Here is a 24573-nt window from a genome sequence, read left to right as displayed (position 1 = left end):
TACGCTGAGTGGTCCCTTTTGTCAAGGGGATCCATGTTGTTACGAATCTGCCCAGAGCGGTAAGTGCGTCAAATTTACAAGCCCCTCATTTCTAAAAGAATTCTTTTTTAGAAATGAGGGGCTTTTTCCGTATTCAGTTTGCCTTATGGTGTAGGTTCACAACTTATCCTTGTGACTTCCCGCCTTTAACCCAGCCTCTGATTGAATGTTTTTTATATTACTTAAAATTTAAAAATATTAGTAAACTACTAAAGTCTTTTCACCTACAGTATAAAACTTGCTGTTATGCTTTAGTTGAAACTGAACAACATATTCACCTAATTTATGAAAACTTACATTTTCAAAAAGTTCATAATAATCAAATCCACCAAATGAATCTTTTTCTACTTTATATGTATCTGTTGGAGAAACAACTACTTCCTTACCATTAGGGTCACTTATAACAATTCTAAACTCATAATTACCTTCTTTAAGCTCATGCACTTGTACAAGCGCAAAAAAATCCATTACTTCATGCTGTGGAATTAGCCCAAAAGGATTGTATAAAGAAATAGTTTCATCTTCATTTTCTAGAATATCATCCATAACTATTATATTTACCTCTGGTTTAATTAGATTAGCTGTATTAGTTTTACTATCCCAATCAACTATTGTGTTCATAGCTTCACTTACAGCTTTTAGTGGTAAAACTGTACTATCATGAAAATTCACTCCTGGTACTTGACTTTCTAGCTTCTGTCCATTTACTAGAACATTTACTATTGAGAATCCTTTGTATTCTTCGTTAACTGATGCTGCTGCCACTACTGTAAAACAAATTACAATAGCTAATGTTAATACTGTAATTCTTTTTTTCATGTTGTTTTACACTCTCCTTAATATATTTAATATATTATTTTTTTGTGCGTAATACATATTCTACCAAAATTGTTAATTTCCTTTTTAATTACTGGATTTTGTACAAATAGGACCATAGCATCTTCCTGAGTTTACCATGGAAGTATTACCAAAAAACAACTAAAGGTGAGAATAGGCCGCCCATAGAAGTATTTTTTATCCCCAAAAAATTCTACGAAAGGCGGTATCTCACCTATGAAAAGTATATCATTCAAACTAGATGAGAATAAAGTGGTAAATACTTCTGCTTGGCTTGTTTCTTTGATTCAATTTGCTAATAAAGTTAACTTCTTTGATGCTTTTAAATCCTTTAATCTTAAAATGAAAAGCGTAAATTACTCAAACCTAAACAGATTGCAGACCTTAGTTGTTTCTATTGTAATGGGATGTAACTACACTAGTGATATCAATGAAAAACTAGTTCCTGATACAACAACTGCTAAGCTTTTAGGGATGGATAGGTTCCCTGATTAATCTCAAATTAATCGTTTCTTGAATAGATTTGATGAGACAAATATAGATCAACTTGAGTTTATTCATCACAACTTATTCATGAAAAACGCCATAACAAATGGGGGGCAAATTTATAAAAGCATTTGTTCGGAAATAGAGCCAAAAGATCTAGGATACTCAGAAACCATGGGCCATCCAAAATCAAGAAAAACATTGGTAGATTATTTACAGCAAATGAGAAGGGTGAAATGTCATGAAAATCAAATCATTATTACTAATGGTGCTGTGCAAGCCCTCTGGATTATAGGGCAAGTACTATTGAAAGAAGGGGAGCTAAGGGCATATCGATTCCTGTAGATCAGCAGGGACTCAACACAGGACTATTCCCCCAGGAGCTACATCCTAAACTAATCCTAGTAACACCTTCCCATCAATTTCCACTGGGTGGAGTAATGCCTATTGCAAGACGATTAGAGCTCATCCAGTATACGAAGCAAAAAAATTGCTTCATCGTTGAAGATGACTACGATAGTGAATACCGATATGAAGGCTATCCTATACCCTCCATTCAAGGATTAGCACCAGAAAATGTCATATATGTCGGAACCTTTAGTAAAATATTATCCCCTGCCCTAAGGATAGGTTATTTAATCCTTCCAGAAAAACTGGTTGATAGTTGCAGGAAAGAGAAACACATCTCCGACCTACATACAGAAACCCTGACTCAACTGGCATTGGAAAGGTTTATTGAAGAAGGACAATTACTCAAGCATATTAGAAATGTGTTAGCGAATATGCAGTCCGTAAAGATCAGCATTTAAATCAATTAATTTTTGATTATGGAAATGTAGAGGAAAAGAAGATAACAGAAGGGATTAAGTTGTTGAAAAGGGTTATCCAGGGATAAGCTTATTGTAGATGAGAAAGTAGAGTTTTAAATGCTATGTGGTATATTGAGGAGCATTACATATGAACAATATGGTAAAATATAAATATAGAATTATAATTAGCTGAAATGGAGGATATAGTATGGATGCGCTCAATAACATTAAGTTAATGGATAAAAGTAAGCTTTTGCAAATATTTGATTACCTAAATGAACGATTAAAAGAAAATCAACTACAACTTGAAATAACGATTTATGATGGTTCTATTATGACTATGGTTTATGATAATAGGCCTGCAACGAAGGATATAGATTGTGTATTTAGCTAAACCAATTTTAAGCTAATAGATAACATATTAGACCTTACTAAATTTGCTTTCAACCTTTCCGATGGATGGATCAATGAAGAAATAAAAGAACCATTGAAATCTATATTGAAAGAAGATAAAGAAACCTACAAAGCTTATTCTAATTTAAAGATATTAAAACCTAAAGCCGAACAATTATTAGCTATGAAAATACTAGCTTCAAGACTAGAATCAGCAAAAGATTTTGTTGATGCTTATATATTATGCAAAGATTTAAAAATAACTACTAAGGACAAACTAATGAATATAATTTCAAATTATATACCCTTAACGATCTTAGGAGAGAGACAAATAAACTTTATTAAATACTTAGGAGAGGATTTAGGATATGATTGGAAATAAGTACCTGCAAGAGCTTTATGAATATTCAGATGAAGATACGAGTTTGAACCAATTATTAGAATTATTAAAATCAAAAGATAAGAAATTCATAGATAGTTTATATAAAGCAATAGATCTAGATATATGTAATCATAAAGAAATAAAATATCTAACGGTAATCTCAGCCTTAATAGACTATTATTTACAAATTTATGGTTTTGAAGTACCTGGTTGGCTTAGAGATGAAAAATTAAGTTTTAGTAAACCCTATTATCATTCTAGAAGAATAAGTGATTTCGATAAAATAAAATTACAATACACCAATTCTGCACCACTTAGAACAAGAAATGTTTATTTTGATTTGGATGGTATAAAAAGAGTTTAATCGAAATTAGAAGAATGCCTTTAAATAAGGTGTTTCTTTGTTTAAAAAATCGCCGTTAAACCCGTTATGGAGAATCTTATCATAAGTAATGGCGGTTTGTATAAGAGATGAAAATTTACAATATGTAAGAAGTAATTAGATGAAGAAAGCTATCGTAATAAAGCAAGCAAAGATAAAAGAATGAGCTTGCAAAATTAATAGCAAGGGGGATAACTATGCTGACAATTGACTGGAAGCCAGACAAAACCCTACCTACATCCTTATATAAGCAGATTGCAGATTATATAAAAAAAAGGATAGCTATTGGTGAATGGGGAATTGGAAGTAAGTTGCCGACACAGAGAGAATTAGCAAAGGCTTTCAATGTAAACAGAAGTACAATTGTAGAGGCTTTAGATGAGCTTAAATCTGAGGGATTGATAGAAGGAAAAGGCAGTGGAGGAACAGTTGTGATAAATAACACATGGTCACTGCTAGCATCTACTTCGCCTCTAAATTGGTATAATTATATCAAAAGTGGTATATACAAACCTAACCGAGCTACCATTCAAAGTATCAATAAACTAGAGTATGAAAATGATATCATTCGTCTAGGAACAGGTGAGCTTTCTCCAGAATTATATCCTAAAGAAATGATGAAAACCGTCTTAAACAATATTTCAAATAAAGTGACTTCACTAGGCTATGAAGAGCCAAAAGGATTGCTATTTTTAAGGGAAACCATCGCTCAATATCTTAAAAAATTTAACATAAATGTCTCTCCATCTTCCATATTAATTGTTTCAGGCTCCCTACAAGCTTTACAGCTAGTTGCAATGGGGATTTTACAACCAGGTTCAACTGTTTTAGTAGAAAATCCATCTTATTTGAAATCTCTTTATATATTTGAATCATCTGGAATGAAACTAAAAGGCATTGATATGGATGATAATGGAATTAAGTCAGATGAAACGGTTAAAAATTCAAGTAATAGTGGTACAACTCTCTTATACACGATTCCAACTCTTCACAATCCAACAGGCAGGATAATGCCTCAAGTAAGACGAAAACAGATTCTTGAAATATGTGAGAAAAGTAGATTGCCTATTATTGAAGATGATGCTTATAGGGAGTTGTGGCTAGATGAAGAACCTCCTATGCCGCTTAAGGCCATAGATAAGCATGGCATTGTGTTATATATGGGAAGCATTTCAAAATCTTTAGCTCCAGGACTGAGGATTGGATGGATCGTGGGACCAGAGTCAGTCATCGAACGATTAGGAGATATAAAAATGCAAACGGATTACGGTGCAAGCTCCCTTTCCCAGTGGGCTGTGGCAGAATGGATTTCCAGTGGCTTATATGAAAGTTATCTTATAGAGCTAAGAGAGGCTTTGAAGATTCGAAGAAAAACGGCTCAAGATACTTTAGAAAAACATTTTTCAAATATAGCTGAATGGAATATACCAAAGGGAGGATTTTATATTTGGCTCAAGCTAAAAAAACAACTTTCTCTAGATAGATTATTTGCGATTTCCTCTATAGAGAGAATTTTAATTAATCCCGGGAATATTTATGATTTTTCAAAAAATCCCAGCATAAGAATTTCATATGCCTACGCTTCCTTGGAGGACTTAGAGAGGGGATTAGTAAAATTAGCTCAACTCATAAAGGAATGTGATTGAAAATCCACAGATAGCAATTTGATTGAAAAAAGACTAGCACATAAATATTTGTTAGTTATATAAGTACTTGAAAATATCTTTATAAAGCTTTACTCTTTCATTTTTTATATTTATCTGTCAGCGGGGAATTTTGTTTTATTGAAGGAAGGTAGAAAATATTATAGAATAGCTACTATAGAATATTTATTATATTAGCATCTATCGAAATAGCTAATGCAGATCCAACTGTAGATAAGATGAGTAACAGTTAGAAAAAGCAAAAAATGGAAATATTTTGGATTGTAAAACGGTTATTGGTGTTTTATTGGCAGAAAAATGTGTTTAGATATCAGTCGGTTAACTTTTTTAAATTTTCTCAATTCGACAGATTGTATTAAAGGAATTTGGTATAATCTGTCGAATTATGTTAAGAAAGGTATCTATCAGTCAGTATTTATAGGAGGTGTATTTATGGTAGCCAAAGCATCATTAAATTTACGATCGAAAATTGCAAGACAAACTTTGAGTATTTCAAAGGAAATGGCACGTATTACAGCAGAAATTCTGACGGAAACTCCATTAGATCAAGGGGGTAGAGAAAAACTATATGAGATTTTTAAAAACAATCTGGAACAGGTGGAGTATATCTTAGTATCTAATATGGAGGGTTTAAGTTTGATTCATACAAACCCTTTTCGTGAAGGGATGGTTTTTTTTGATGATGTAGCCCGTAAAGGAATACAATCCAATGAGCCTGTTGTGCAAGTGTATCATCGGAACACAGGAGAAGTGTTAGTTGATGCAGCCAGTCCTGTACGCATAAAGGGAAAACGTTATCACACTGTGAGAGTAGGAATTGTAAAAATAGAAGATAGTTTAATGTTAAGAAACTTTACCACAATTTTACTTTCTCCGATACTGACATTGGCAGTTATTTACATAGGGGGAATGTCTCAAACCTCGTTTTTTACTGGAGGAGTCGTAGGTATTATTACAGCTTTTATTGCTGCTTATTCTTCCAAGAAAAGCCAAAGAAAAATTCTTAATGTTGTTGAAAAAGGAATGAAAAGGGTTGGAAGTGGTGATCTGACCTTTCACGAAAAAAATACACGTCAGGACGTATTGGGGCAATTGTTGTATGAGACCAACAAGCTCAGTATGGGTTTTAACACATTGGTGGGAAAGCTTATAGATATTGCATCACAAGTAGCCAAGAGTTCTTCAGAACAGGAAACATCAACAGAGGAGGTTCAAAAAGCTACAGAAAATATCGCTGCAACCATACAGGAAGTCAGTGCGGGGGCCCAGGAGCAGGTGGCATCAATGGAGGAAGTTTCAGAATTTATGCGAAGAATTTCAAAAGATATGCACCAATTGATGGAAAGCATGAAGATGGCAATGAATTCGGGAGAGGAAGGAATGATAAAAGGTCAAAAGGGAAATGCCTCCATTGAATCTTCTATTCGACAAATGGAAGTAATTCGACAATTCTTTGAGTCCTCCACCAATGTTATGAGGGATTTAGAGAAAAAGTCTCAAAAAATTGGAGATATTATCCATACTATTACTGGTATTGCAGAGCAAACCAATTTGCTGGCCTTGAATGCAGCTATTGAAGCAGCAAGGGCAGGTGATCATGGAAGAGGCTTTGCAGTAGTTGCAGAAGAGGTAAAAAAACTAGCAGAAGATTCTAGTCATTCTGCATTGGAAATAATGGAAATTATCACTGAAACCCAGAAAAAAACAAAAGAAGCTGTAGCTGCCATGAAAGTAGGTAGTCAAGAGGTAGAGAAAGGAAGTACTGTTATAGAAGAAACTGGAGAAAGTATTAGGGAAATTTTAAATTCACTAGAAACCATTACGGGACAAATGAAGGAAAACGGAGAATTTACGTTAGCGTTAAATGATGCTAGTTTCCAGTTGGAGAAGGAAACAACAGCAGTGAATGATGCTGCCAAGACAACTTCCCTAGCAATGCAAGATATTGCTGCCACCATTGAGGAACAAAGTGCCATGTCGGAAGAAATCGCACAGAATGCGAATCTTTTGGCAGGAGCATCTGAAAATCTACGGAAATTATTGCAACGCTTCAAGATACAAGGGTAAATCAGCCTGATTTTAAAACGATGGCAGATTTTAGGAAGTAAACTCCTCCAACTAAAGCTGAACATCGGGGAATCAGATGGAGAACTCTACTCCACCTGATTCCCCGATGTTTCAGCTTGCTGAAACGAGTTGACTACTAGTATTAGTAATAATACAAAGATCAAGATCACTCCTCTTTGTAATAACTCCTTTTGAATAAGAACTGAAAATAAACAAGTAGCTTACGTAAGATACAATTCATGTGAAGGTTTAATATATTTGACCCATGGCTTTTCGGATAGATCTGCAATGTTATTTGCAGAGAGCGTTGCAGTAAATAATTGTTGATTCTGTACGTTCTTCTTAATTCCCAAGCTTTCTAGGAAAGCTGTTTCTGTAGCATTTGGTACCTGTACTGTTTTGATTAAAACAATCAGGCATTTTTGATCTTGATCTTGAACGTCAGCCAATTTGGCTGCAAGTACCGCATCTATTTTTGAATAATCCATATAACCCTCACGCTCTTTTTTTCATTTTCTTTTATTATATCACAACTCTTTATAAATTATTTAAATCAATAAGTCCATAGCCCCACTTAGGATGAAAACCTTCTGACCGGTACCCAGGGATAGAACTATCCTTTTTCAGCCACGCCTTAACTTCTTCTGGATCCATTGTTGAATCCTTTTCCAGTAATAAAGCGATGACACCAGAAATAAAGGGTGTTGCCATACTAGTTCCTGCCATAACTCTATGATGATCATCAACCTTGAATGCAGGGTTAATAGAAGAATCTTTTGAAAGTGCAGAAATGATATATGCACCAGGAGCTGCTACATCTGGTTTTTCTACACCGTTGCGTAAAGGCCCTTCACTGCTAAAACTGGAAATTTGATCCAAGTTTTCTGCAAAAGCTCTACGAATCTCTCCACTGCTATCTGTCCACTGTACTTTTGTTGTGTAAGAAGCAACGGTTATGGCTCTATGGGCTGCCCCTGGAGAGCCAATCTTCATACTATCCTGCATATTGCTATCTGTGAAAATTACATCATCGCTGTAGCTGTCATCCAGTGTCCAAATATCTACACGACCATTTTGAATAGACAATCCGCGTAATAAGAGATGCCAATTGCCTGAAGTGATGGATTCGGGTGCGTTCGATGGGGAATAGATTTCAATCCAAATATTATGATCACCATTTTCAAGGTCTGGGCCTGGTGTTACGATTCGTATAAACCCTTCCGGTAAATCATACTCTCTTCTAGGTAAACCATTGGTTATGGGACCTTGAAAAGGTGTTGTAAATCCTTGAGGAGACTGAATAGCCACCTCAACCTGATCCGTTCCTGAATACCAACCATTTAATACCATGGTTCTAATAGGCTCATGAAGAGGTGAATGCATAGAGGATGGCACATGAAACCGGACAGTACACGTTTCTCCTTCAGAAACAGTAGCCTGGGCATGAATATTATCATTACCTTCATTACCGGCGGCACAACAAACAATGCGTCCTTTGCCAGATAATGTATCAATAGCTATTGATAATGGGTCACTGCCGTCATGGGGGTCAGCATGTCCTCCAAGACTGAGATTTATAACTGCCGGACGACCAAGTTCTTCTGCAACTCTAAAAATGTAGTATAATCCGTCAATGATATGGCCGGTTTGTAAATCTGACTTGACGATAACAAATTCTGCCTCTGGTGCTATACCGAGATATTTTTCATCATTGCCGCTGGCAATTCCTGCTACATGAGTACCATGTCCGTTAGTGTCTCTAGATACTTCAAGTAATGGTCCGGTAAGCTCAATACCATAATCACCCTCTGCTACACCGGGACCGGATATGATTTGATCCCAGATCCGTAAAATTCGTCCTTCAAAGGCAGGATGTTTTGGATCGATGCCAGTATCAATGATACCGATAATAACATTTTTTCCTGTCCATGGACTTTGTGAAGGGGGTGGAAGATGTACTTTGCTTCGTCCTACATCCATCCTAAGCATTAAAGGATGAGAAGGAATGATACGACGAATCGCCGCTTCTTCAGATAATATATCCAGCTTTTCAAGAGGTAAAAATCCTGTTCGAATCTGGCCCTTTGGTTGATTAACCCGAATCCCGTGTGCAGCAAGATGATCAAGCTGAGCTGTTTCGTCACAATCAATAAGAACGATAACTCGTGGGGGCTTGGGGGTATCTTCCGTAACGATTAATCCCATCCGCCTTTCATGAGATAGCAATCCCCTTACGCCTTCCCTTTTATAATCCTCTAAGGCATTGGTCAGTCCTGGAGCAATCTTATCATACTTCATAGTGAATTCCCTCCTTTCAGTGGTAAATAATTTCAAAAAGTAGATTTTCCTTTTTTTCTTTTTGTACTCTTCATACAACACATATTTCATAGGAAAACATAGAAAAAATAATTAATGGGTTTTGTTTTATAAAATTTTACATATATGGTACTATATAGATAATATACTATAAATAGGGTAGAAAAAACAAGTGATAATTATTTTGAAAATCGGATGGGCTCTACATAAGGATAAGACGGTTATCTCCCTAAATCTTGCTGCCCTTCCGGTAGTTCATCAGATACAACATCTGCATGGGCATCTTCCTGTCCCTTTGTCTGTGCATAATAATATTAAATAAATGGGAACAATATTGGTGGAGGCGATTCATGTGAATTTATTCATACCAGATATGGCATATATTGATCCTAAAAGTTTAAAATATGAAGCTGGAAGGCTGGCTAAGGAAAATTTAGAAAAACTAAATGTACCCATAAGAGAAACCAATAGAGTCACAATAGAAGGAAAAACACCTTCTGAAAATTATGTTAAATCAAAAAGAACTATTTATTTGACCGTAAATAAACAAAAAGAGTTAAGACCATGTAGACCATCTGCAGACTACCAATTTGCCCTATCAAGTTCATGCCCAGGACATTGTGAATACTGCTATTTACAAACAACTCAAGGGGAAAAACCATTCATGAAGGTATTTGTAAATATAGATGAGATACTTCAAGTGATCCAATCACATATAGACAAGAATCTTCCTAATATAACTACATTTGAGTGTGGAAGCATCACTGACCCTATCGCCCTCGAACATTTAACAGGGAACCTTAAAACATGTGTAAAATTTTTTGGGGACAGTCAATATGGAAGACTTAGGCTAATTACTAAATATGATAATGTAGAGTCATTTCTAGATATCAATCACAATAAACATACTAAGTTTAGATTTAGTATCAATACTAGATATATAATAAATAAATTTGAACATAATACGGCAAGTTTTGAAGAAAGGATAGAGGCTGCGAAAAAGATTGGAAAGGCTGGATATCCATTGGGATTTATTATTGCTCCTATTATGATACATGATAATTGGAAGGAAGAATATAAAGATTTAATCTATAGATTAAAGTCTAAACTGGGGGAGTATAAAGAGGAAATTACCTTTGAACTAATACAACATAGGTTTACTGCTACTGCAAAAGAATTGATCCTTACGAGGTTTCCCAAAACAGAGCTAGATCTCAGTGAGGAGACCAGGCAACTAAAATGGGGGCCCTATGGAAAATTCAAATATGTTTATCCAAAGGAGAAAAGTAGTGAAATAAAGGAGTATATGTCCCAGCTTGTAAAGAATAATTTTTATGATGTTAAAATTGAATATTTCACATAGAAATGAGAAACGCCTATGTCTCCAATTAGTAAATCAGTAACCACAGGAACCGACCCCTTGGTTACGACCCAGGAACCGACTCCTTGGTTAGACCCCAACACATCTATTATACTATTACTGTACAACTTTAATGATGTATCCTAAAATAATTCCAACTATACCAAAATCTGCGTCTCCAAAAGTTGTTGATGCAAAACCTAAGCTTCCAAGCACAGGCAGTAGAAGAGCGGGTAAAATGCTAATTAAGGCACCATTCGCAAAAGCGCCTAGCACTGCACCTCTTCTTCCACCTGTTGCATTACCATATACCCCTGCTGTCGCTCCTGTGAAGAAGTGGGGAATAAGACCTGGCACAATCACCGGTAGACTAAGCAATGGTGTAATGAACATTCCAATCAATCCTGCAATAAAACTGAATGCGAAGCCAATGATTACTGCATTAGGGGCAAATGGAAAGACTATGGGACAATCTAATGCTGGCTTGGCATCGGGGATAAGTTTATCAGAAATCCCCTTAAAAGCAGGAACGATTTCTGCAATCAACATTCTAACACCTGCTAAGACAACATACACTCCTGCCGCAAAAGTAATGGATTGAATAATTGCCCATACGAACCAATTCTGGCCACCACTTAATGCTTCTTCAATATAAGCAGGACTTGCAGCAATTGAAACAATTGCAAATAAGATAAGCATTGTCAACGAAATCGATACGCTTGTATCTCTTAAAAAAGACAACGACTCTGGTACTTTTAAATCTTCAGTAGATTTTGATTTATCGCCAAAATATTTCCCGACAACTGCTGCTACTAAATACCCAAATGACCCAAAATGACCTAAAGCAATATCATCATTTCCTGTAATTTGGCGTGTGAACGGTTGCAAAATTGCTGGCATTACAACCATCAATAATCCAAGTATAAGTGCACCAGAAGCTATTAAAATAGGTCCTGATAAACCACCTGCAATAAATACTGCTGCAATCATGCATGCCATAAATAAAGTGTGATGCCCTGTAAGAAATACATACTTCAGCTTGGTAAACCTAGCTAAAACTAAATTTACGACCATTCCAAATACCATAATCAACGCTGTCGCAGTCCCAAACTCTTCGAGCGCTAGTGCAACTACCGCTTCATTGTTTGGAATAACGCCTTTTACATGAAAAGCTGCTTCAAAAAGAGTACTAAAGGAATTAAGCGAGCCTATAAGTGTTCCTGCCCCTGCTCCAAGAATTACAAATCCCAAAGTAGCTTTAAGTGATCCAGAAATTACATTTGATGTTTTCGCCTTTTGAAGCAACAATCCTATCAGTGCAAATGCACCGACTAAGATTGCTGGTGTCGAAAGAATATCTAGAATGTACTTTGACATTAAATTTCCCCCTTACTAAAGATAATCTGTTATTGCTTTTTTCAGTTCCTGTTCATCCAAAAGATTAATCAAACCAGCAACGTTCCTATTTTCGGACGCTAAGTTCATAATAATATCTCTTGAACCAAGGTACAGATCTGCCGACATTCCTTTTGCTGACGATAGATCGGTGTGTTCAACTGTAGCGTCGATACCAAGTTTCTTGATAATTCCTTCTACTTTTAATGAAACCATAAAACTACTTCCCAATCCATTCCCACAGACAATCAAAATTTTCTTCATACATTTTCACCTCCTTTTAGTATTTTTCAATAACTGACAAAATTGCAGCGACAGATTCTGCCTTCATTATTGCTTCCACTTCTTCAGGTCTTGACAGCAGTGTTGTCAATTGTGATAATGCTTTTAAATGCGAAGAATTATCCTCCGCAGCTAAAATAATAATCAAGTTTACAGAGTGTTCTTCGTCATCATTAAAATCAACATCTTGATTAAGCTTAAGTAAACTCATACTTAATTTATTAACCCCATTCTCTGGTCTTGCATGCGGTATGGCGATTCTGGGTCCTATCACAAAATACGGGCCTACATTAACAACTGTATCAATCATGGCATCAACATACTCCTGATTAATATACTTTCTGTTTAGTAAAGGTTCTGAAGCCATTTTTATTGCTTCTTTCCAGTCGCTCGCCTGTTCAACGATACGAATGTGATCTGAAATAATTAACTCACTTAACATGGGTTTATATGTTACCTCCTCATGAAGTGTCAGATCATCAGAAAAATAGTTTTTAAGTTCATTGACTAACATTTCCATATCCTTCACTTCGCAGTATTTTTCTACAATATTGAGCATATCATGGACAATTTCGTTCTTATAGAATGTTTTTCGTGTGTAACCTAATCGATTCAAAATTTCTTTTTTATCATCACTTGTTATAATAGGTGTAACACATAAAGCATTTGTTAGTCTATTTAAGTACGATGTCGAAACTACTAAATCAACTTTTGGTTTTTTAGATTCAAACTCTCTAAAGGAATAAGTTCGTACATTGCATTCATCTGGTACCAAGTTAACAATCTGTTTGGCAATGAAATTCGACGTTGCGATTCCACTCGGACAAACAACAGCAATATTCTTAGTATTCAAATTAAGGCCTTGATTTTTAAACCAACTCCCAAAATGCATTGCAAAATAAGTTGTTTCCGATTCGTTAAAGGTAATTCCAAGCCTTACTTCCGTAGGTCTAAGAGCCCTTTTAGTAAGACTATAAATCTCACCATAATCCATGATGATCTCATCTTTAATTGGATTCTCAACATGAATTTGATAGACAGCACGATAATAAGCTGGAAGGAAGTGAACGTATAAATTTTTTTGTAAGTCTGGTTTGTTTTCAAATACAATGCACGACAAGATTTCAAATTCTCTAATTAAATCTGGTATGATTTCATTCTTTATCATAGTCGATAAATCGTTAGGTTGATTAACGTAATAGGCATCTAAACTTGCACAGAGCAATTGGATTGCAACATGAACAAATTCCCCATCGTTTAAATTCATACTAAACCTTTCTTTCATTTTAGTACAAACGACCTGGGCTGCTGTATATTCTTTAGCATGTTTAACTTGTACGCCCTCTTCTTGAGGATAATCAACAAAGATTTCCCTACGAATTCGAAACGTTATTAAGCCTAAATAATAACTGATAAATCGAAGCATACGATCATTGAACTTTCTTTCCAATATTGACTCTGTTTGCATAAGTGCTTCTTTAAAAAAATCGATAGAATGCCCTATATTTAAATCCATTTCTACATTATTCAATGCTCTTCTCAACTTCTCATTTAACAATTCAGCGTGAAAATGGTCTAGAAGGAGCGTAATTGCATATGCAATCGATTTCCTAACGCTCATTTCATTACCTAATAAGTAATATCCGGCAACTCTATCATAGTCCAAACCCACCTCAAACTTCTTTAAAAATTCAGAGCAATTCTTGATGTCTTTTAGGCAAGTCGATCTAGCTACATTCGTCAAATCTGAAAGCTCTTGTATCCCATACTTTGAACTTGTACATGTGATTAAGATAAGAATCAATGCCATACGTTCATCAGCGGAAGGTTCATATTCATATTCATTAATTACTGGAAGAAGCTCTTCAATTGCTTTTTCTTTTTCTAAATTGATTGAAAAACCGCTCTGCCGTGAAGTATTGATCGCATCCAATCCATTAGTTTCCAGCCAATAATTAATCATCTTAATATCATAATAGATGGTTCTGCGAGACACTTTCATTTTTTCTTGCAGGTTTTTAATATGAATTCCCTTATTGGCATTCATGATTTCCCTGAGAATTTGAAGCTTTCTGTTGTCCAACATGATATTGACTCCTTTCAATTTTATTATAGCTCTATACATTTTAATGTGGAAGTTCATATTTAAGCATACAAAGATGTGCAAAAGTAGACTTTACACCATCTTATTTTTGCACATTTAGCGATGAAAGGAATGGGACTTCTCAATTTCATAGAGCTTTTTTACAATAAAATAAAAAGGAAAAGGAGTTTTTAAAATGTTAAAACAGCTTCAAATTTTCAATCTACTGTTGAACTCATATACAACGGGAGGACAGGCAATGCAAAAAGCATTATGTCATTATTAACCCTAGGTGCTAAACATGGTAATACTATGGAGCTAGTCATTGACGGTTTAGATGAAGCTAAAGCTATGATAGAAATGAAGCAAGTCATTTCTGAGCAAATCCAATTGAACATTTAAAATCTTTTTGTCTTTTCTTTTGGTTTGGGAATTTTTCAATCATGCCGTTATCCACATCTTATCCTTCTTTCCAAACAGTAAGTATCTGACTAATAAGTGCGTACTTGTATGTGCATTCAAGTAAAACTATAATTAATTATATAATATCTAGATATTAATTGCCACAAAGTAAGAAAATGTAGTGCAATTTATAAATTTATAATATATTTAGGGGGTAAATCATGATAAGAAAATATAACTTATATCAAATTGATTCATTTACAAAGGAAAAATTCACAGGAAATCCAGCAGGAGTAATAACAAATGCAGATGGATTAACTGATTATGAAATGCAGAAAATTGCTAGAGAACTTAATAATTCTGAGACAGCCTATATCTTTTCTTCGAATAGCAATGAGTATGATGTTCATATACGTTTTTTTACTCCAACAAATGAAGTGCCAATCTGTGGGCATGCTACTATTGCTGCTCATTATGCCCGTGCTGTTGAAAATGGACTTGATACTTCAAGGGTTTATCATAAGACAGGTGCCGGGATTTTGCCTGTTGATATAGTAAAGGAAAATGAGGATTACAAAATTGTTATGACACAGGGTAAAGTTGAGTTTGGCACCATTATTAACAGCATAAATAAAGAAGAACTTTTAGCAGCACTTAATATAAGAAATAGTGATTTGCTGGAAAACTATGAAATTCAGATTGTCTCAACAGGTCATTCCAAGGTTATGGTCGGTATAAAAAGTATTGCAACTTTAAATACATTGCAACCAGATTATAATGCACTTTCTAAGTTGAGTAAGATTATTAAATGTAATGGATATTATGTTTTCACAGTTGATTCACAAGATAGTGATATTTTAATACATGGCAGAATGTTTGCACCTGCAATAGGTATTAATGAAGACCCTGTAACTGGTAATGCAAATGGTCCTTTAGGTGCATATCTTGTTCACCATAATTTTGTTAAACACGGTAATTCTTTGTTTAAATTTAAGACTAAGCAGGGTGAGGCTATAAGACGACCAGGTATTATTGAAGTTGAGGTAAAAATAGAAGATAAAGAACCTGTAGAAGTTAAAGTTTCTGGGAATGCTGTGATAGTATTTAGATCTGAATTATCATTAAATGATTAAAGAAAAAAGTCTACGTTATAGCCGTTACGGAGAACCTTATCATAAGTAACGGCGTTTTTTTTGAAAGGAAAGAATCATCAACTTGTATTATGTAATTATATTGGTCCAAATAGTTTTACTTATTTAGAAACGACAGAATCAAAGGATTCTTATTATAGTATGCAAATATGATTATATGAAAGAAGAAAGTCAAAAATAACTCCATCAGAGTACGAGAAGAAAAAAACAAAAATGTTTTATGGAGGAGAATGCATTGTTTTATAAAACAAGCGATATTGCGCGAAAAACAAATATTCACCCTAACACTGTAAGATTTTATGAACGGATTGGACTTATATTACCCGCTCCGAGAGCAGAGAATGGATATAGATTGTTTAATGATAGACACCTATATCAAGTAATGGTTTTAAGGTGTATTTTTCTTGATGAGTGGCCAGGAGAAAATATTCGTAAAGCTTCTATTAAAATAATTGATGCTATGAAATCTTGGGAATTGAAAGCTGCTAGAAACTATACGAAAGAGTATATACAGATTATCGAAATAGAATATGAGAAAGCCAAAGAAGCTGTTAAAATATTAAAACAATGGTCAGACCATGTAATGGTAGAAGAACCAGGAGAAATCCATAGTAGAGCAGAAGCTGCAACAGTAATCGGGGTTACACCTGAAGCCCTTAGAAATTGGGAGCGAAACGGGTTGATTGGTGTACCACGAGTTGGAAAAAACCAAAGGCGGATATACGGTAGGAAAGAAATTGAGCGTCTTAGAATAATCTATATGCTCCGACAAGCAAAATACAGTATGTCTGCTATACATAAGTGTTTAAAAAAGTTTGATGCTGGATGCAATGAAGAAGCCTTAGAGGCATTACATAATCCAAATAAAGAAGATATTGTATGGACAGGAGACCATTGGCTATATGTCTTACAAAAGACTGCAGACAAAGCAGAAGAAATTTTTAAGATATTAGATAAAATAGAAGAATAGATTATCAAACCTTACATTAATACACCACCTTTTTCTGAGATGATATAATTCAGAAAATAAGAAGTTTTATTAAATCTTGGAGGTGTAGATTATGGAATTATCAGTGAAAGGTACAAATTTTATCAAAGCATATCTTGAAAAGCTAACGGTGGAAATAGGTGAGCGCCATGTGGGAAGTGATGGCAATAGGCAGGCAGTAGATTTCTTTTATAATGTTATGTCATCATTTGGCTATGATATGCAAAAGGATGGGTTTGATTGTATCGAATGGGAATGTGGTGAAGTATGTTTAAAAGCTGGAGACAAGGAGTATCTAGCATTTGTAAGCCCCTATGCACTGCCATGTGATGTTAATGCAGAATTAGTGGTTACATCTACTTTAGATGAACTAAAATCAGCGGACGCTTATGAGAAAATATTGGTAATTACTAATGAATTGACGAAAGAACAGATTATGCCTAAAAATTTTGTATTTTACAATCCAGAGGAACACAAACAGATTGTATCCTTATTAGAAGATAAAAAGCCTAAAGCAATTATTTGCGTTACTGGATATGGGAATGGTACATCAGGGGGGCTCTATCCTTTTCCCATATTTGAAGATGGGGACTTTGACATACCATCTGTTTATATGAAAGATATAGATGGTGAAAAATTAATAAAATTTAATGGACAAAAAGTTGAATTGTCATTTGAATCAAAAAGAATTTCTACTAAAGCATATAATGCAATTGCAAGAAAAAAAGGTGAAGGAAAAGGGCGGCTTGTATTGTGTGCCCACATAGATACAAAGAAAGATACATCAGGTGCACTGGATAACGCAGCGGGTGTGGCTGTATTAATGGCTTTAGCAGATCAACTAAGAGACTACAAGGGGCTTAATGATATCGAAATTGTTGCCTTCAATGGTGAAGATTACTATTCGGTACCAGGACAAATGTTATATATCAATCAAAATAATGGGAATTTCGAAGATGTAAAAATGGTGATCAACATTGATGGGGCGGGGCATAAGGATTCAAAAACAGCTTTTTCATTTTATAATCTATCAGATAATCAGATAAATAAAGTAATGAGGATTATTGATAATTATAAAACCGTTGTCAAAGGAGAGGAATGGTACGAAGGAGACCATTCTATGTTTCTTCAAAACGGTGTTCCGTGTATTGCCGTGACATCATCAAATGTGAGAGATGTTGTTATGAATATTTCGCATACGCCAAAGGATACAATGGACAATGTGGATATAGCATTGTTGTGGGACTTGGTTACAGCTTTAAAAGATATTGTTAAACATCATTAGTGCTCTAAGATAGTTGAATAGTTCAAGTTTTTATTCACTAAACATATTGTTTAGTGAATTTTTTAGAACTATACCAATACAATTAAATTAAAAACAATACAATTTTTGAAATAGTGTTGATAAAACAGTACAAAAATGACATAATTGTATTACGGAATAGATACAATTAAAATTGTATCTATGTTTGTATGCACTTAAAATCAAAACAAGGAGGTATTATAATGGATGATAGATATGAATTGAACAAAAATCTTGCTCAAATGTTAAAGGGTGGAGTGATCATGGATGTAACAACTCCAGAAGAAGCAAAAATTTCTGAAGAAGCAGGTGCTTGTGCTGTTATGGCTCTTGAAAGGGTTCCAGCTGATATCAGAAAACATGGTGGAGTTGCAAGAGCTTCAGATCCACAGATGATTAAAGAAATACAGAAAGCTGTTTCTATTCCCGTTATGGCTAAAGTAAGAATTGGACATTTCGTGGAAGCTCAAATTTTAGAAGCTATTAACGTTGACTATATTGATGAAAGTGAAGTTCTAACACCTGCTGATCCAATTCTACATATTGACAAAAAAACTTTCAGAGTTCCTTTTGTTTGTGGAGCTAAAAATCTTGGCGAAGCTTTAAGAAGAATTGGAGAAGGTGCGTCAATGATTAGAACGAAAGGTGAGCCAGGCACGGGTGATGTTATAGAAGCAGTTAAGCATATGAGAATGATGAATTCTGAAATAAGAAGAATACAAGGTCTGTCTAAAGAAGAATTAATGAATGCTGCTAAAGAACTACAAGCCCCTATTCATTTAGTGGAATTTGTTCATGAATATGGAAGATTGCCTGTTGTAAACTTTGCGGCCGGTGGTATTGCAACCCCTGCTGATGCTGCAATGATGATGCAGCTTGGTTGCGACGGAGTGTTCGTTGGCTCTGGAATTTTTAAATCTGGAGATCCGAGAAAAAGAGCTGCTGCTATAGTTAAAGCTGTTACAAACTTTAATGATACAAAGATACTAGCTGAAGTATCAGAAAATCTTGGAGAAGCAATGGTTGGAATCAATGTATATTCAATAGATAAAGAAGAAAGAATGGCTAATAGAGGGTATTGATATGAAAAGAATTGGTGTTTTAGCACTTCAAGGTGCATTTAAAGAGCATATAGAGATAATTAAATCACTAGGTCACGAAGCTATTGAGATAAGAAATGCGAAACAGCTTTATAATCTTGATGGAATTATTTTACCTGGTGGTGAAAGTACAACAATAGGAAAACTACTTGATGATTTTAAAATCAAGGAAGTCTTAGTAAATAAAATCAGTAACGGATTACCTGTATGGGGAACGTGTGCAGGAATGATTCTGCTTGCCAAAGAAATAGATGGTAATGAAGACGCTCACCTAAAAGTTATGGACATTAAAGTAAGACGAAATGCATATGGTACTCAACTGGATAGCTTCGTCACTACAGGAGTGGTTGAAGGGGTATCTGAAAAAGAAATTCCTATGGTGTTTATAAGGGCTCCTTACATTGTTGATATTGATGAAAAGGTTGATGTGCTTCATAAAGTAGATGGAAATATCGTAGCTGCACGCCAGGAAAATATACTTGTAACTTCTTTCCATCCTGAACTGACTGATGATAAAATTTTCCATGAATACTTTATCAATATGATAAAGTAATCTAAGTAGAAAAATTTTAAGTATAATAAATAGTGGACTGAAAATCATTATTTATTTACAGTCTACTATTTTAAATTATTTTCGATACAAAAGTATTAACTTTTCAATTTATAATTATCAAGTTAAGAAGATAATCAGATATAGTTCTCCTGTCAGTAGGGTTATCTTATTAACCAAAGTAACGGCGATTTTTTTAAATAACTAGTATTTACAACATATATGGCGTATTTAGATAGAGGAAGGCTATTTGCGGTTACTATAATAAGTTCCCGATTTACCATAGTCTATCTCCCTTTAAATTTGGCTTTTTTATATTGTTTGAAAAAATTCTCAACTTATTAGCTAAAAAAATAGAACAATTGCTATTTTGTCGATAAAATAATATTGTGACTGAAATAACAACAATGTTTTTTTCTTTAATTGAATCCAAGGACTATCACTGTAGCTAAATTGTGACGTTAAAAGCCAATAAGCTAGGTCTTTAGCACTAAGTTAGTTATTATAACTTTAATAAAAATTTTATAAACAAAGGAAAAATAGTTTTAATGTGGAAATATATTAACGACATGATTTGGTGCCAATATAGGGGAGGGTACATTTATGGAGTTAGGCAATAAAGTCCAGGGGCTATTAAAAAGCCAAAAGGACATTTTAAAGGAGTATGAAGAATTATTTAAGGAAATTAATTTGAATGATCCTATTAATGAAAATATTGAGATGAAAAAAGAAATTGAGGACATCAAAAAAAATCTAGTAGAGGCAGAGAAAAGGATAACAAAGCTTCAACAGGAAAATATGAGCATAAAGGCCTCATTGAAAGAGCAGATGCTTAATGAAAGAGCGGCTATACTTAATGGATCTAAGAAGAAAATGGAGCTTTATTTTAGCAAGGAAGAAAAAAATGGAATTAATAAGCTTCAGGCCTTAGAGAATTCAGTAAAGGATAGAATTCATAAAATAAATAGCGTGGCTTCTAAAGAACTTAAGGAGCAGGATGAAGAAATAAGTAAGGCAATAGATAATATTAAGCTGGAGCTTGATGAGAAAATAAGTGTTCAAAAGGAAAAGCTAAAGCAAGTAAATCTAAAAGTAATAGATGAAATAAAGATGGAGTATGATATTTTACAGGAGGAGGAAGTCAGTGACGAGACTCTTGCTAAAAAGCAAAAACACAATGATATAGAAGTTAAAATCGGTCTTAATTGGATTAATAAGGTGGGAATAATTTTATTACTACTAGGTGTTGCTACTGCCATGAAGCATACATATTCTTTGTGGTTTAATGACTACATGAAAGGTATCTCAGGCTTCCTTTTAGGGGGCGGGTTATTGGCTGTAGGCGAATGGTTCAACAAAAAGAATAAAAATCTATTTGCCTTAGGTTTGTGTGGTGGTGGAATAGGTGTCTTGTATCTTACTGTTTTTAGCAGCTACTTCTTTCTAAACATACTGAACTTACCAATTAGTATCATGGTTTCAATTCTTATAACTATGGGGTCAATTGCTCTCTCTCAGAGATATAGCTCAATGACCATTGCTGGTATATCTTTATTTGGTGGGTACCTGCCATTCTTTAGCTTTGTACTAATTGAAGGAATATGGGGCTCCCAAGTATATATCGCTATGGGTTACTTAATAATATTGAATCTTTTGGTACTAGCAATATCTTTTGAAAGAAGATGGATTTACATAAACTATCTAAGCTTTTTATTAAATATGCCTTGCCTAATATATTTAACCTTTAGTGCTAGTAATAAAATTATTGGAATATCCTATGGAATACTAACCTTTCTTATGTATTTAGGTATAACACTTGCTTATCCAATTAGAAAAAATATTAAGCTTAGAAGACTTGATTTAGCATTGCTGGGGCTTAATACTATTATAAATTGTTTGCTTGTATATGCACTGTTTGAGACAGCAGGGTTCGATGATTATAAGGGATTCTTGGCATTGGTCTATGCAGTTAGCTATTTTGGCTTAAGCAGGCTCATATTTAAAAAAACCTCTCAGGAGGAATATGTTCAAGCATTATTTAGTATAACAGCATTGACCTTCTGCATACTCATGATTCCTTTTCAATTTGGTGTTAAATGGGCAGCTATGGGTTGGTTAATAGAAGCTATTCTAATGCTTACCCTTGCCAAGAGGCATAATACAGAGAAGCTTGAATTAGGGGGTTGGGCAATACTTGGCATTTGTACCCTTGGTTTTTTTGCATATGATTTTAATCTAGGCTGGAGCATTAAATACTTTGCATTTAGGTATTCTTTCTTAACTCTAGGATTGATCTATGTTCTTACTTTATATATTTCGGAATATAACAAAAGCCAACTATCCAAGTACACTAAAAAAGGTAAAATATTTAATGGGTTTAAATATTTTATTGTTCTTAATTCTTGGGTCTATTTATTGAGAATGTCCATAAGATTATATGACCAATACCTTGCTGCAAAAATACCTTACTCTTATATAGATTTTTATCAGTTAATTACTATAGCAGGGGTGACAATAATATTTGCCTACGGAATAATAAAAATAGAAGCCATAAAAGATAAGATAGTAGTTGGTATTTCCACCACATTACTGATATTATCAAATGTATTATGTATAGCCATAAATTTAATGAGGGTAGGAGGCCATTCTAATACCACATTGAGGGGAATATCTATCACGATATTAATACTATACAATATTTTGGTGGTTATTAGCGTAAAGAACTTAACGATACAGCTTATAAAAAGAAAAAGCCTTAGTGTTGAATATTATCCACTGGCAATAGCTATTTATCTCCTAGGAGTCACTACACTATTTTTAACTAGACAATTTAACCTTCAAAATATTAATTTGATTATAAGTATAATTTTCATTGCTATGTCATTCTCGTGTATCACCTTTGGGTTTAAGAAGAGCTACTTATTAATACGGAGGTTTGGTTTAGGTCTGTCGATCTTCTCAACGGGCAAGCTATTTATCTTTGACTTATATTACTTAAGTGGTGCAGGGAGAATTATAGCATATTTTTGCTTTGGATTAGTGTTCATAGGAATATCCTTCATCTATCAAAGATTGAGAACAAGTATGGAGGAGGCTAAGTAAAATGCAAAAATCCCAAATTTTACTATTAGCAATATTAACTTTTTTACTTTCCTCAACAATAAATGTTTTCGCAGTCACTCAAAGCCAATGGAAATATTCTAAAGAGGTTTACTTTGAAAACAAAGAAGATGTCAAGGCTATTTATTTAGATGATGAGATATATAGACATGCAAAGGAGGACTTATCGGATTTAAGGCTTATAAACGAAAAAAGTGAGTTTATACCTTACTATATTTACAATAGGTTCCTAAGTACAAATAAAGTAGAGTATACCGAATATATTGGGAAAGAAGTACTTTCCTTCATGAAAGATAACGATTACTACATTGATTATGAAATAAACTCTATTAAAGAAAATATGGATGTGATAGGCAACAAGCTTAATTTCAATATATTAAAAGATAGTTTTTATAAAGAAGTACAGATATTTGGCAGCCATGATAATAAGAGCTGGGAGAATATCAAATCCGATATTATCTATAGAGTTAATGATATAGAAAAATTAGCAATTTCGTTAGATGATACCTACAAGTATCTTTACTATAGAATCGTTTCAGTCAATGATACTTCTGGTGTTGCTATTAATAATATGAGCCTTGAGTATGATGTTAATGAAGCTATATATGAGGAATATAAAGGATTTAAGAAAATAGACCATAAGGTAGAAGTAAACAAGGAAAGCAATGAAACCATTTTAAATATCCATAATAGGGATAGACTTAGAATAAATAGTATAAGGATAATTAGCAAGGATGATTTTAATAGGAGCTATAAGCTCTATATTACTAATGGAGAAGGAGAAAAGCTTAAAGAAGTTAGAAAGGGAGAAATATATAGATTAAATTTAAACCAGGTTAAAGCTGAGAATACCAGTATACAAATAGGATGTACCACGGGGGAATTTATCACATCGGAGCATTTGCAGGTTGTTATTAAAGATAGAGATGATTATCCTATAAATATCGAAGGCGTAGAGATAAGCTACTATATAGATAAAATGGTGTTTAAATCAAATGATACTGACAAAATTCATATTCTCTTTGGTAATGAGGAGATCTCAAAACCTCATTATGACATTAGTACTTACATAGAAGAGATAGAAAAAGTAAAGCAGGAAAGCACCAGTTTATCAGACTTAGTAGAGAAAGTCATAGAGGAAAAAGATCAAGAGAAGAACTTTGAGTTTAAGTGGATATTAAATATTTCTGTATTGCTAATTTCTGGTCTACTTATTATATTAATCATTCGGAAGGGTCACTTTCATATAAAATAGCTACCAAGCAGCGAGTCAAGGTGCCTGTCTTCTTGGGTAAATAAACGTCTCACCCACTTTTAGAGAAGAAAATTTTCCGTCAGTATTCTATAATCATTACCTTTAATGCTTAATTACCTAAGTTTTGTACAAATAACTAAGCTGTATTTAGAAAATGATGGAAGCTTAATTGAACATACTTAGGCTGTAATGCTTCAACAAATAATTTT

23 protein-coding genes are annotated in these 24573 nt (G+C 34.2%); 17 read left to right on the top strand and 6 right to left on the bottom strand.

All coding sequences use genetic code 11. From position 1 onward, the window contains the following. Window positions 1–237 precede the first annotated feature (237 nt). Window positions 238–858, bottom strand: coding sequence for a stalk domain-containing protein (locus CHB72_RS13125; protein ID WP_089283342.1), 621 nt, complete (start codon window positions 856–858; stop codon window positions 238–240). Window positions 859–1092: 234 nt separating this feature from the next. Between CHB72_RS13125 and CHB72_RS13120 the strand changes: the two genes are divergently transcribed. The 8 genes from CHB72_RS13120 to CHB72_RS13085 all read left to right on the top strand — a co-directional run bounded on the left by CHB72_RS13120 (window position 1093) and on the right by CHB72_RS13085 (window position 7059). Beyond that, window positions 1093–1371: a hypothetical protein gene (locus tag CHB72_RS13120; protein ID WP_089283341.1), complete on the top strand. Its 279-nt coding sequence runs from the start codon at window positions 1093–1095 to the stop codon at window positions 1369–1371. 165 nt (window positions 1372–1536) lie between these two features. Next, window positions 1537–1707: a hypothetical protein gene (locus CHB72_RS27030; protein WP_207652556.1), complete on the top strand. Its 171-nt coding sequence runs from the start codon at window positions 1537–1539 to the stop codon at window positions 1705–1707. Then, on the top strand, window positions 1647–2171 hold the full coding sequence (locus CHB72_RS13110) for an aminotransferase-like domain-containing protein (RefSeq protein ID WP_141131409.1): 525 nt from the start codon (window positions 1647–1649) through the stop codon (window positions 2169–2171). Before CHB72_RS27030 ends, CHB72_RS13110 begins: the two co-directional genes overlap by 61 nt. Before the next feature lie 208 nt (window positions 2172–2379). Then, window positions 2380–2565 (top strand): hypothetical protein, encoded by a 186-nt coding sequence (locus tag CHB72_RS13105; protein WP_089283338.1) that lies wholly within the window; start codon window positions 2380–2382, stop codon window positions 2563–2565. 105 nt (window positions 2566–2670) lie between these two features. After that, a complete protein-coding gene (locus CHB72_RS13100; protein ID WP_141131407.1) occupies window positions 2671–2946 on the top strand; it encodes a hypothetical protein in 276 nt (91 codons plus the stop codon). Further along, entirely contained in the window at window positions 2933–3310 is a 378-nt protein-coding gene (locus tag CHB72_RS13095) for a hypothetical protein (RefSeq protein ID WP_089283336.1), read from the top strand. Before CHB72_RS13100 ends, CHB72_RS13095 begins: the two co-directional genes overlap by 14 nt. 215 nt (window positions 3311–3525) lie before the next feature. After that, complete coding sequence (locus tag CHB72_RS13090; protein WP_089283335.1) at window positions 3526–4974, top strand: aminotransferase-like domain-containing protein; 1449 nt, start codon at window positions 3526–3528, stop codon at window positions 4972–4974. A 450-nt stretch (window positions 4975–5424) separates the two neighbouring features. Further along, complete coding sequence (locus tag CHB72_RS13085) at window positions 5425–7059, top strand: methyl-accepting chemotaxis protein (RefSeq protein ID WP_207652552.1); 1635 nt, start codon at window positions 5425–5427, stop codon at window positions 7057–7059. Window positions 7060–7280: 221 nt separating this feature from the next. Here the strand turns inward: CHB72_RS13085 and CHB72_RS13080 are convergent, their stop codons facing one another. Together CHB72_RS13080 and CHB72_RS13075 are read right to left on the bottom strand one after the other, a co-directional pair. Continuing rightward, entirely contained in the window at window positions 7281–7547 is a 267-nt protein-coding gene (locus CHB72_RS13080; RefSeq protein WP_089283333.1) for a hypothetical protein, read from the bottom strand. A 49-nt stretch (window positions 7548–7596) separates the two neighbouring features. Further along, the gene (locus tag CHB72_RS13075) at window positions 7597–9357 is read right to left on the bottom strand and encodes a S8 family peptidase (protein ID WP_089283332.1); all 1761 of its coding nucleotides are present in this window, start codon (window positions 9355–9357) and stop codon (window positions 7597–7599) included. A 370-nt stretch (window positions 9358–9727) separates the two neighbouring features. Here CHB72_RS13075 and splB point away from each other — a divergent pair, with 370 nt between their 5' ends. Continuing rightward, complete coding sequence (splB, locus tag CHB72_RS13070) at window positions 9728–10738, top strand: spore photoproduct lyase (protein WP_089283331.1); 1011 nt, start codon at window positions 9728–9730, stop codon at window positions 10736–10738. Window positions 10739–10852: 114 nt separating this feature from the next. Here the strand turns inward: splB and CHB72_RS13065 are convergent, their stop codons facing one another. From CHB72_RS13065 to CHB72_RS13055, 3 genes are read right to left on the bottom strand one after another with little or no spacing between them, the layout of a single operon-like run. Further along, entirely contained in the window at window positions 10853–12112 is a 1260-nt protein-coding gene (locus tag CHB72_RS13065) for a PTS ascorbate transporter subunit IIC (RefSeq protein WP_089283330.1), read from the bottom strand. Between the two features lie 15 nt (window positions 12113–12127). Beyond that, window positions 12128–12394: a PTS sugar transporter subunit IIB gene (locus CHB72_RS13060; protein WP_089283329.1), complete on the bottom strand. Its 267-nt coding sequence runs from the start codon at window positions 12392–12394 to the stop codon at window positions 12128–12130. Window positions 12395–12410: 16 nt separating this feature from the next. After that, window positions 12411–14498, bottom strand: a complete 2088-nt coding sequence (locus CHB72_RS13055; RefSeq protein ID WP_176431366.1) for a BglG family transcription antiterminator — start codon at window positions 14496–14498, stop codon at window positions 12411–12413. 234 nt (window positions 14499–14732) lie between these two features. Between CHB72_RS13055 and CHB72_RS13050 the strand changes: the two genes are divergently transcribed. The 8 genes from CHB72_RS13050 (at window position 14733) to CHB72_RS13015 (ending at window position 24364) form a co-directional block, all read left to right on the top strand. Next, window positions 14733–14897 carry an HPr family phosphocarrier protein gene (locus CHB72_RS13050; RefSeq protein ID WP_089283327.1) on the top strand — a complete coding sequence of 55 codons (165 nt, stop codon included), beginning with the start codon at window positions 14733–14735 and terminating at the stop codon, window positions 14895–14897. A 221-nt stretch (window positions 14898–15118) separates the two neighbouring features. Next, entirely contained in the window at window positions 15119–16030 is a 912-nt protein-coding gene (locus CHB72_RS13045) for a PhzF family isomerase (RefSeq protein WP_089283326.1), read from the top strand. Window positions 16031–16283: 253 nt separating this feature from the next. Continuing rightward, entirely contained in the window at window positions 16284–17018 is a 735-nt protein-coding gene (locus CHB72_RS13040) for a MerR family transcriptional regulator (RefSeq protein WP_176431365.1), read from the top strand. Window positions 17019–17109: 91 nt separating this feature from the next. Then, on the top strand, window positions 17110–18321 hold the full coding sequence (locus tag CHB72_RS13035; RefSeq protein WP_089283324.1) for a M28 family peptidase: 1212 nt from the start codon (window positions 17110–17112) through the stop codon (window positions 18319–18321). A gap of 221 nt (window positions 18322–18542) precedes the next feature. After that, window positions 18543–19421: a pyridoxal 5'-phosphate synthase lyase subunit PdxS gene (pdxS, locus tag CHB72_RS13030; protein ID WP_176431364.1), complete on the top strand. Its 879-nt coding sequence runs from the start codon at window positions 18543–18545 to the stop codon at window positions 19419–19421. 1 nt (window position 19422) lies between these two features. Next, window positions 19423–19992: a pyridoxal 5'-phosphate synthase glutaminase subunit PdxT gene (gene pdxT, locus CHB72_RS13025; RefSeq protein WP_089283323.1), complete on the top strand. Its 570-nt coding sequence runs from the start codon at window positions 19423–19425 to the stop codon at window positions 19990–19992. 600 nt (window positions 19993–20592) lie between these two features. Beyond that, a complete protein-coding gene (locus CHB72_RS13020) occupies window positions 20593–23091 on the top strand; it encodes a DUF2339 domain-containing protein (protein ID WP_089283322.1) in 2499 nt (832 codons plus the stop codon). A 1-nt stretch (window position 23092) separates the two neighbouring features. After that, window positions 23093–24364, top strand: coding sequence for a hypothetical protein (locus tag CHB72_RS13015; protein ID WP_089283321.1), 1272 nt, complete (start codon window positions 23093–23095; stop codon window positions 24362–24364). The last annotated feature ends 209 nt before the right edge of the window (window positions 24365–24573 follow it).

The organism is Anaerovirgula multivorans, assembly GCF_900188145.1.
GTDB lineage: Bacteria > Bacillota > Clostridia > Peptostreptococcales > Natronincolaceae > Anaerovirgula > Anaerovirgula multivorans.
The sequence above is the reverse complement of the archived record's forward strand: the minus strand, read 5'-3'. Positions and strand labels throughout refer to the sequence as shown.

What these genes read in the sequence shown, in the direction of transcription:
- CHB72_RS13125 (WP_089283342.1), bottom strand. Translation starts at nt 858, where the DNA reads ATGAAAAAAAGAATTACAGTATTAACATTAGCTATTGTAATTTGTTTT.
- CHB72_RS13120 (WP_089283341.1), top strand. Translation starts at nt 1,093, where the DNA reads ATGAAAAGTATATCATTCAAACTAGATGAGAATAAAGTGGTAAATACT.
- CHB72_RS27030 (WP_207652556.1), top strand. Translation starts at nt 1,537, where the DNA reads ATGGGCCATCCAAAATCAAGAAAAACATTGGTAGATTATTTACAGCAA.
- CHB72_RS13105 (WP_089283338.1), top strand. Translation starts at nt 2,380, where the DNA reads ATGGATGCGCTCAATAACATTAAGTTAATGGATAAAAGTAAGCTTTTG.
- CHB72_RS13095 (WP_089283336.1), top strand. Translation starts at nt 2,933, where the DNA reads ATGATTGGAAATAAGTACCTGCAAGAGCTTTATGAATATTCAGATGAA.
- CHB72_RS13090 (WP_089283335.1), top strand. Translation starts at nt 3,526, where the DNA reads ATGCTGACAATTGACTGGAAGCCAGACAAAACCCTACCTACATCCTTA.
- CHB72_RS13085 (WP_207652552.1), top strand. Translation starts at nt 5,425, where the DNA reads ATGGTAGCCAAAGCATCATTAAATTTACGATCGAAAATTGCAAGACAA.
- CHB72_RS13080 (WP_089283333.1), bottom strand. Translation starts at nt 7,547, where the DNA reads ATGGATTATTCAAAAATAGATGCGGTACTTGCAGCCAAATTGGCTGAC.
- CHB72_RS13075 (WP_089283332.1), bottom strand. Translation starts at nt 9,357, where the DNA reads ATGAAGTATGATAAGATTGCTCCAGGACTGACCAATGCCTTAGAGGAT.
- CHB72_RS13065 (WP_089283330.1), bottom strand. Translation starts at nt 12,112, where the DNA reads ATGTCAAAGTACATTCTAGATATTCTTTCGACACCAGCAATCTTAGTC.
- CHB72_RS13060 (WP_089283329.1), bottom strand. Translation starts at nt 12,394, where the DNA reads ATGAAGAAAATTTTGATTGTCTGTGGGAATGGATTGGGAAGTAGTTTT.
- CHB72_RS13055 (WP_176431366.1), bottom strand. Translation starts at nt 14,498, where the DNA reads ATGTTGGACAACAGAAAGCTTCAAATTCTCAGGGAAATCATGAATGCC.
- CHB72_RS13045 (WP_089283326.1), top strand. Translation starts at nt 15,119, where the DNA reads ATGATAAGAAAATATAACTTATATCAAATTGATTCATTTACAAAGGAA.
- CHB72_RS13035 (WP_089283324.1), top strand. Translation starts at nt 17,110, where the DNA reads ATGGAATTATCAGTGAAAGGTACAAATTTTATCAAAGCATATCTTGAA.
- pdxS (WP_176431364.1), top strand. Translation starts at nt 18,543, where the DNA reads ATGGATGATAGATATGAATTGAACAAAAATCTTGCTCAAATGTTAAAG.
- pdxT (WP_089283323.1), top strand. Translation starts at nt 19,423, where the DNA reads ATGAAAAGAATTGGTGTTTTAGCACTTCAAGGTGCATTTAAAGAGCAT.
- CHB72_RS13020 (WP_089283322.1), top strand. Translation starts at nt 20,593, where the DNA reads ATGGAGTTAGGCAATAAAGTCCAGGGGCTATTAAAAAGCCAAAAGGAC.
- CHB72_RS13015 (WP_089283321.1), top strand. Translation starts at nt 23,093, where the DNA reads ATGCAAAAATCCCAAATTTTACTATTAGCAATATTAACTTTTTTACTT.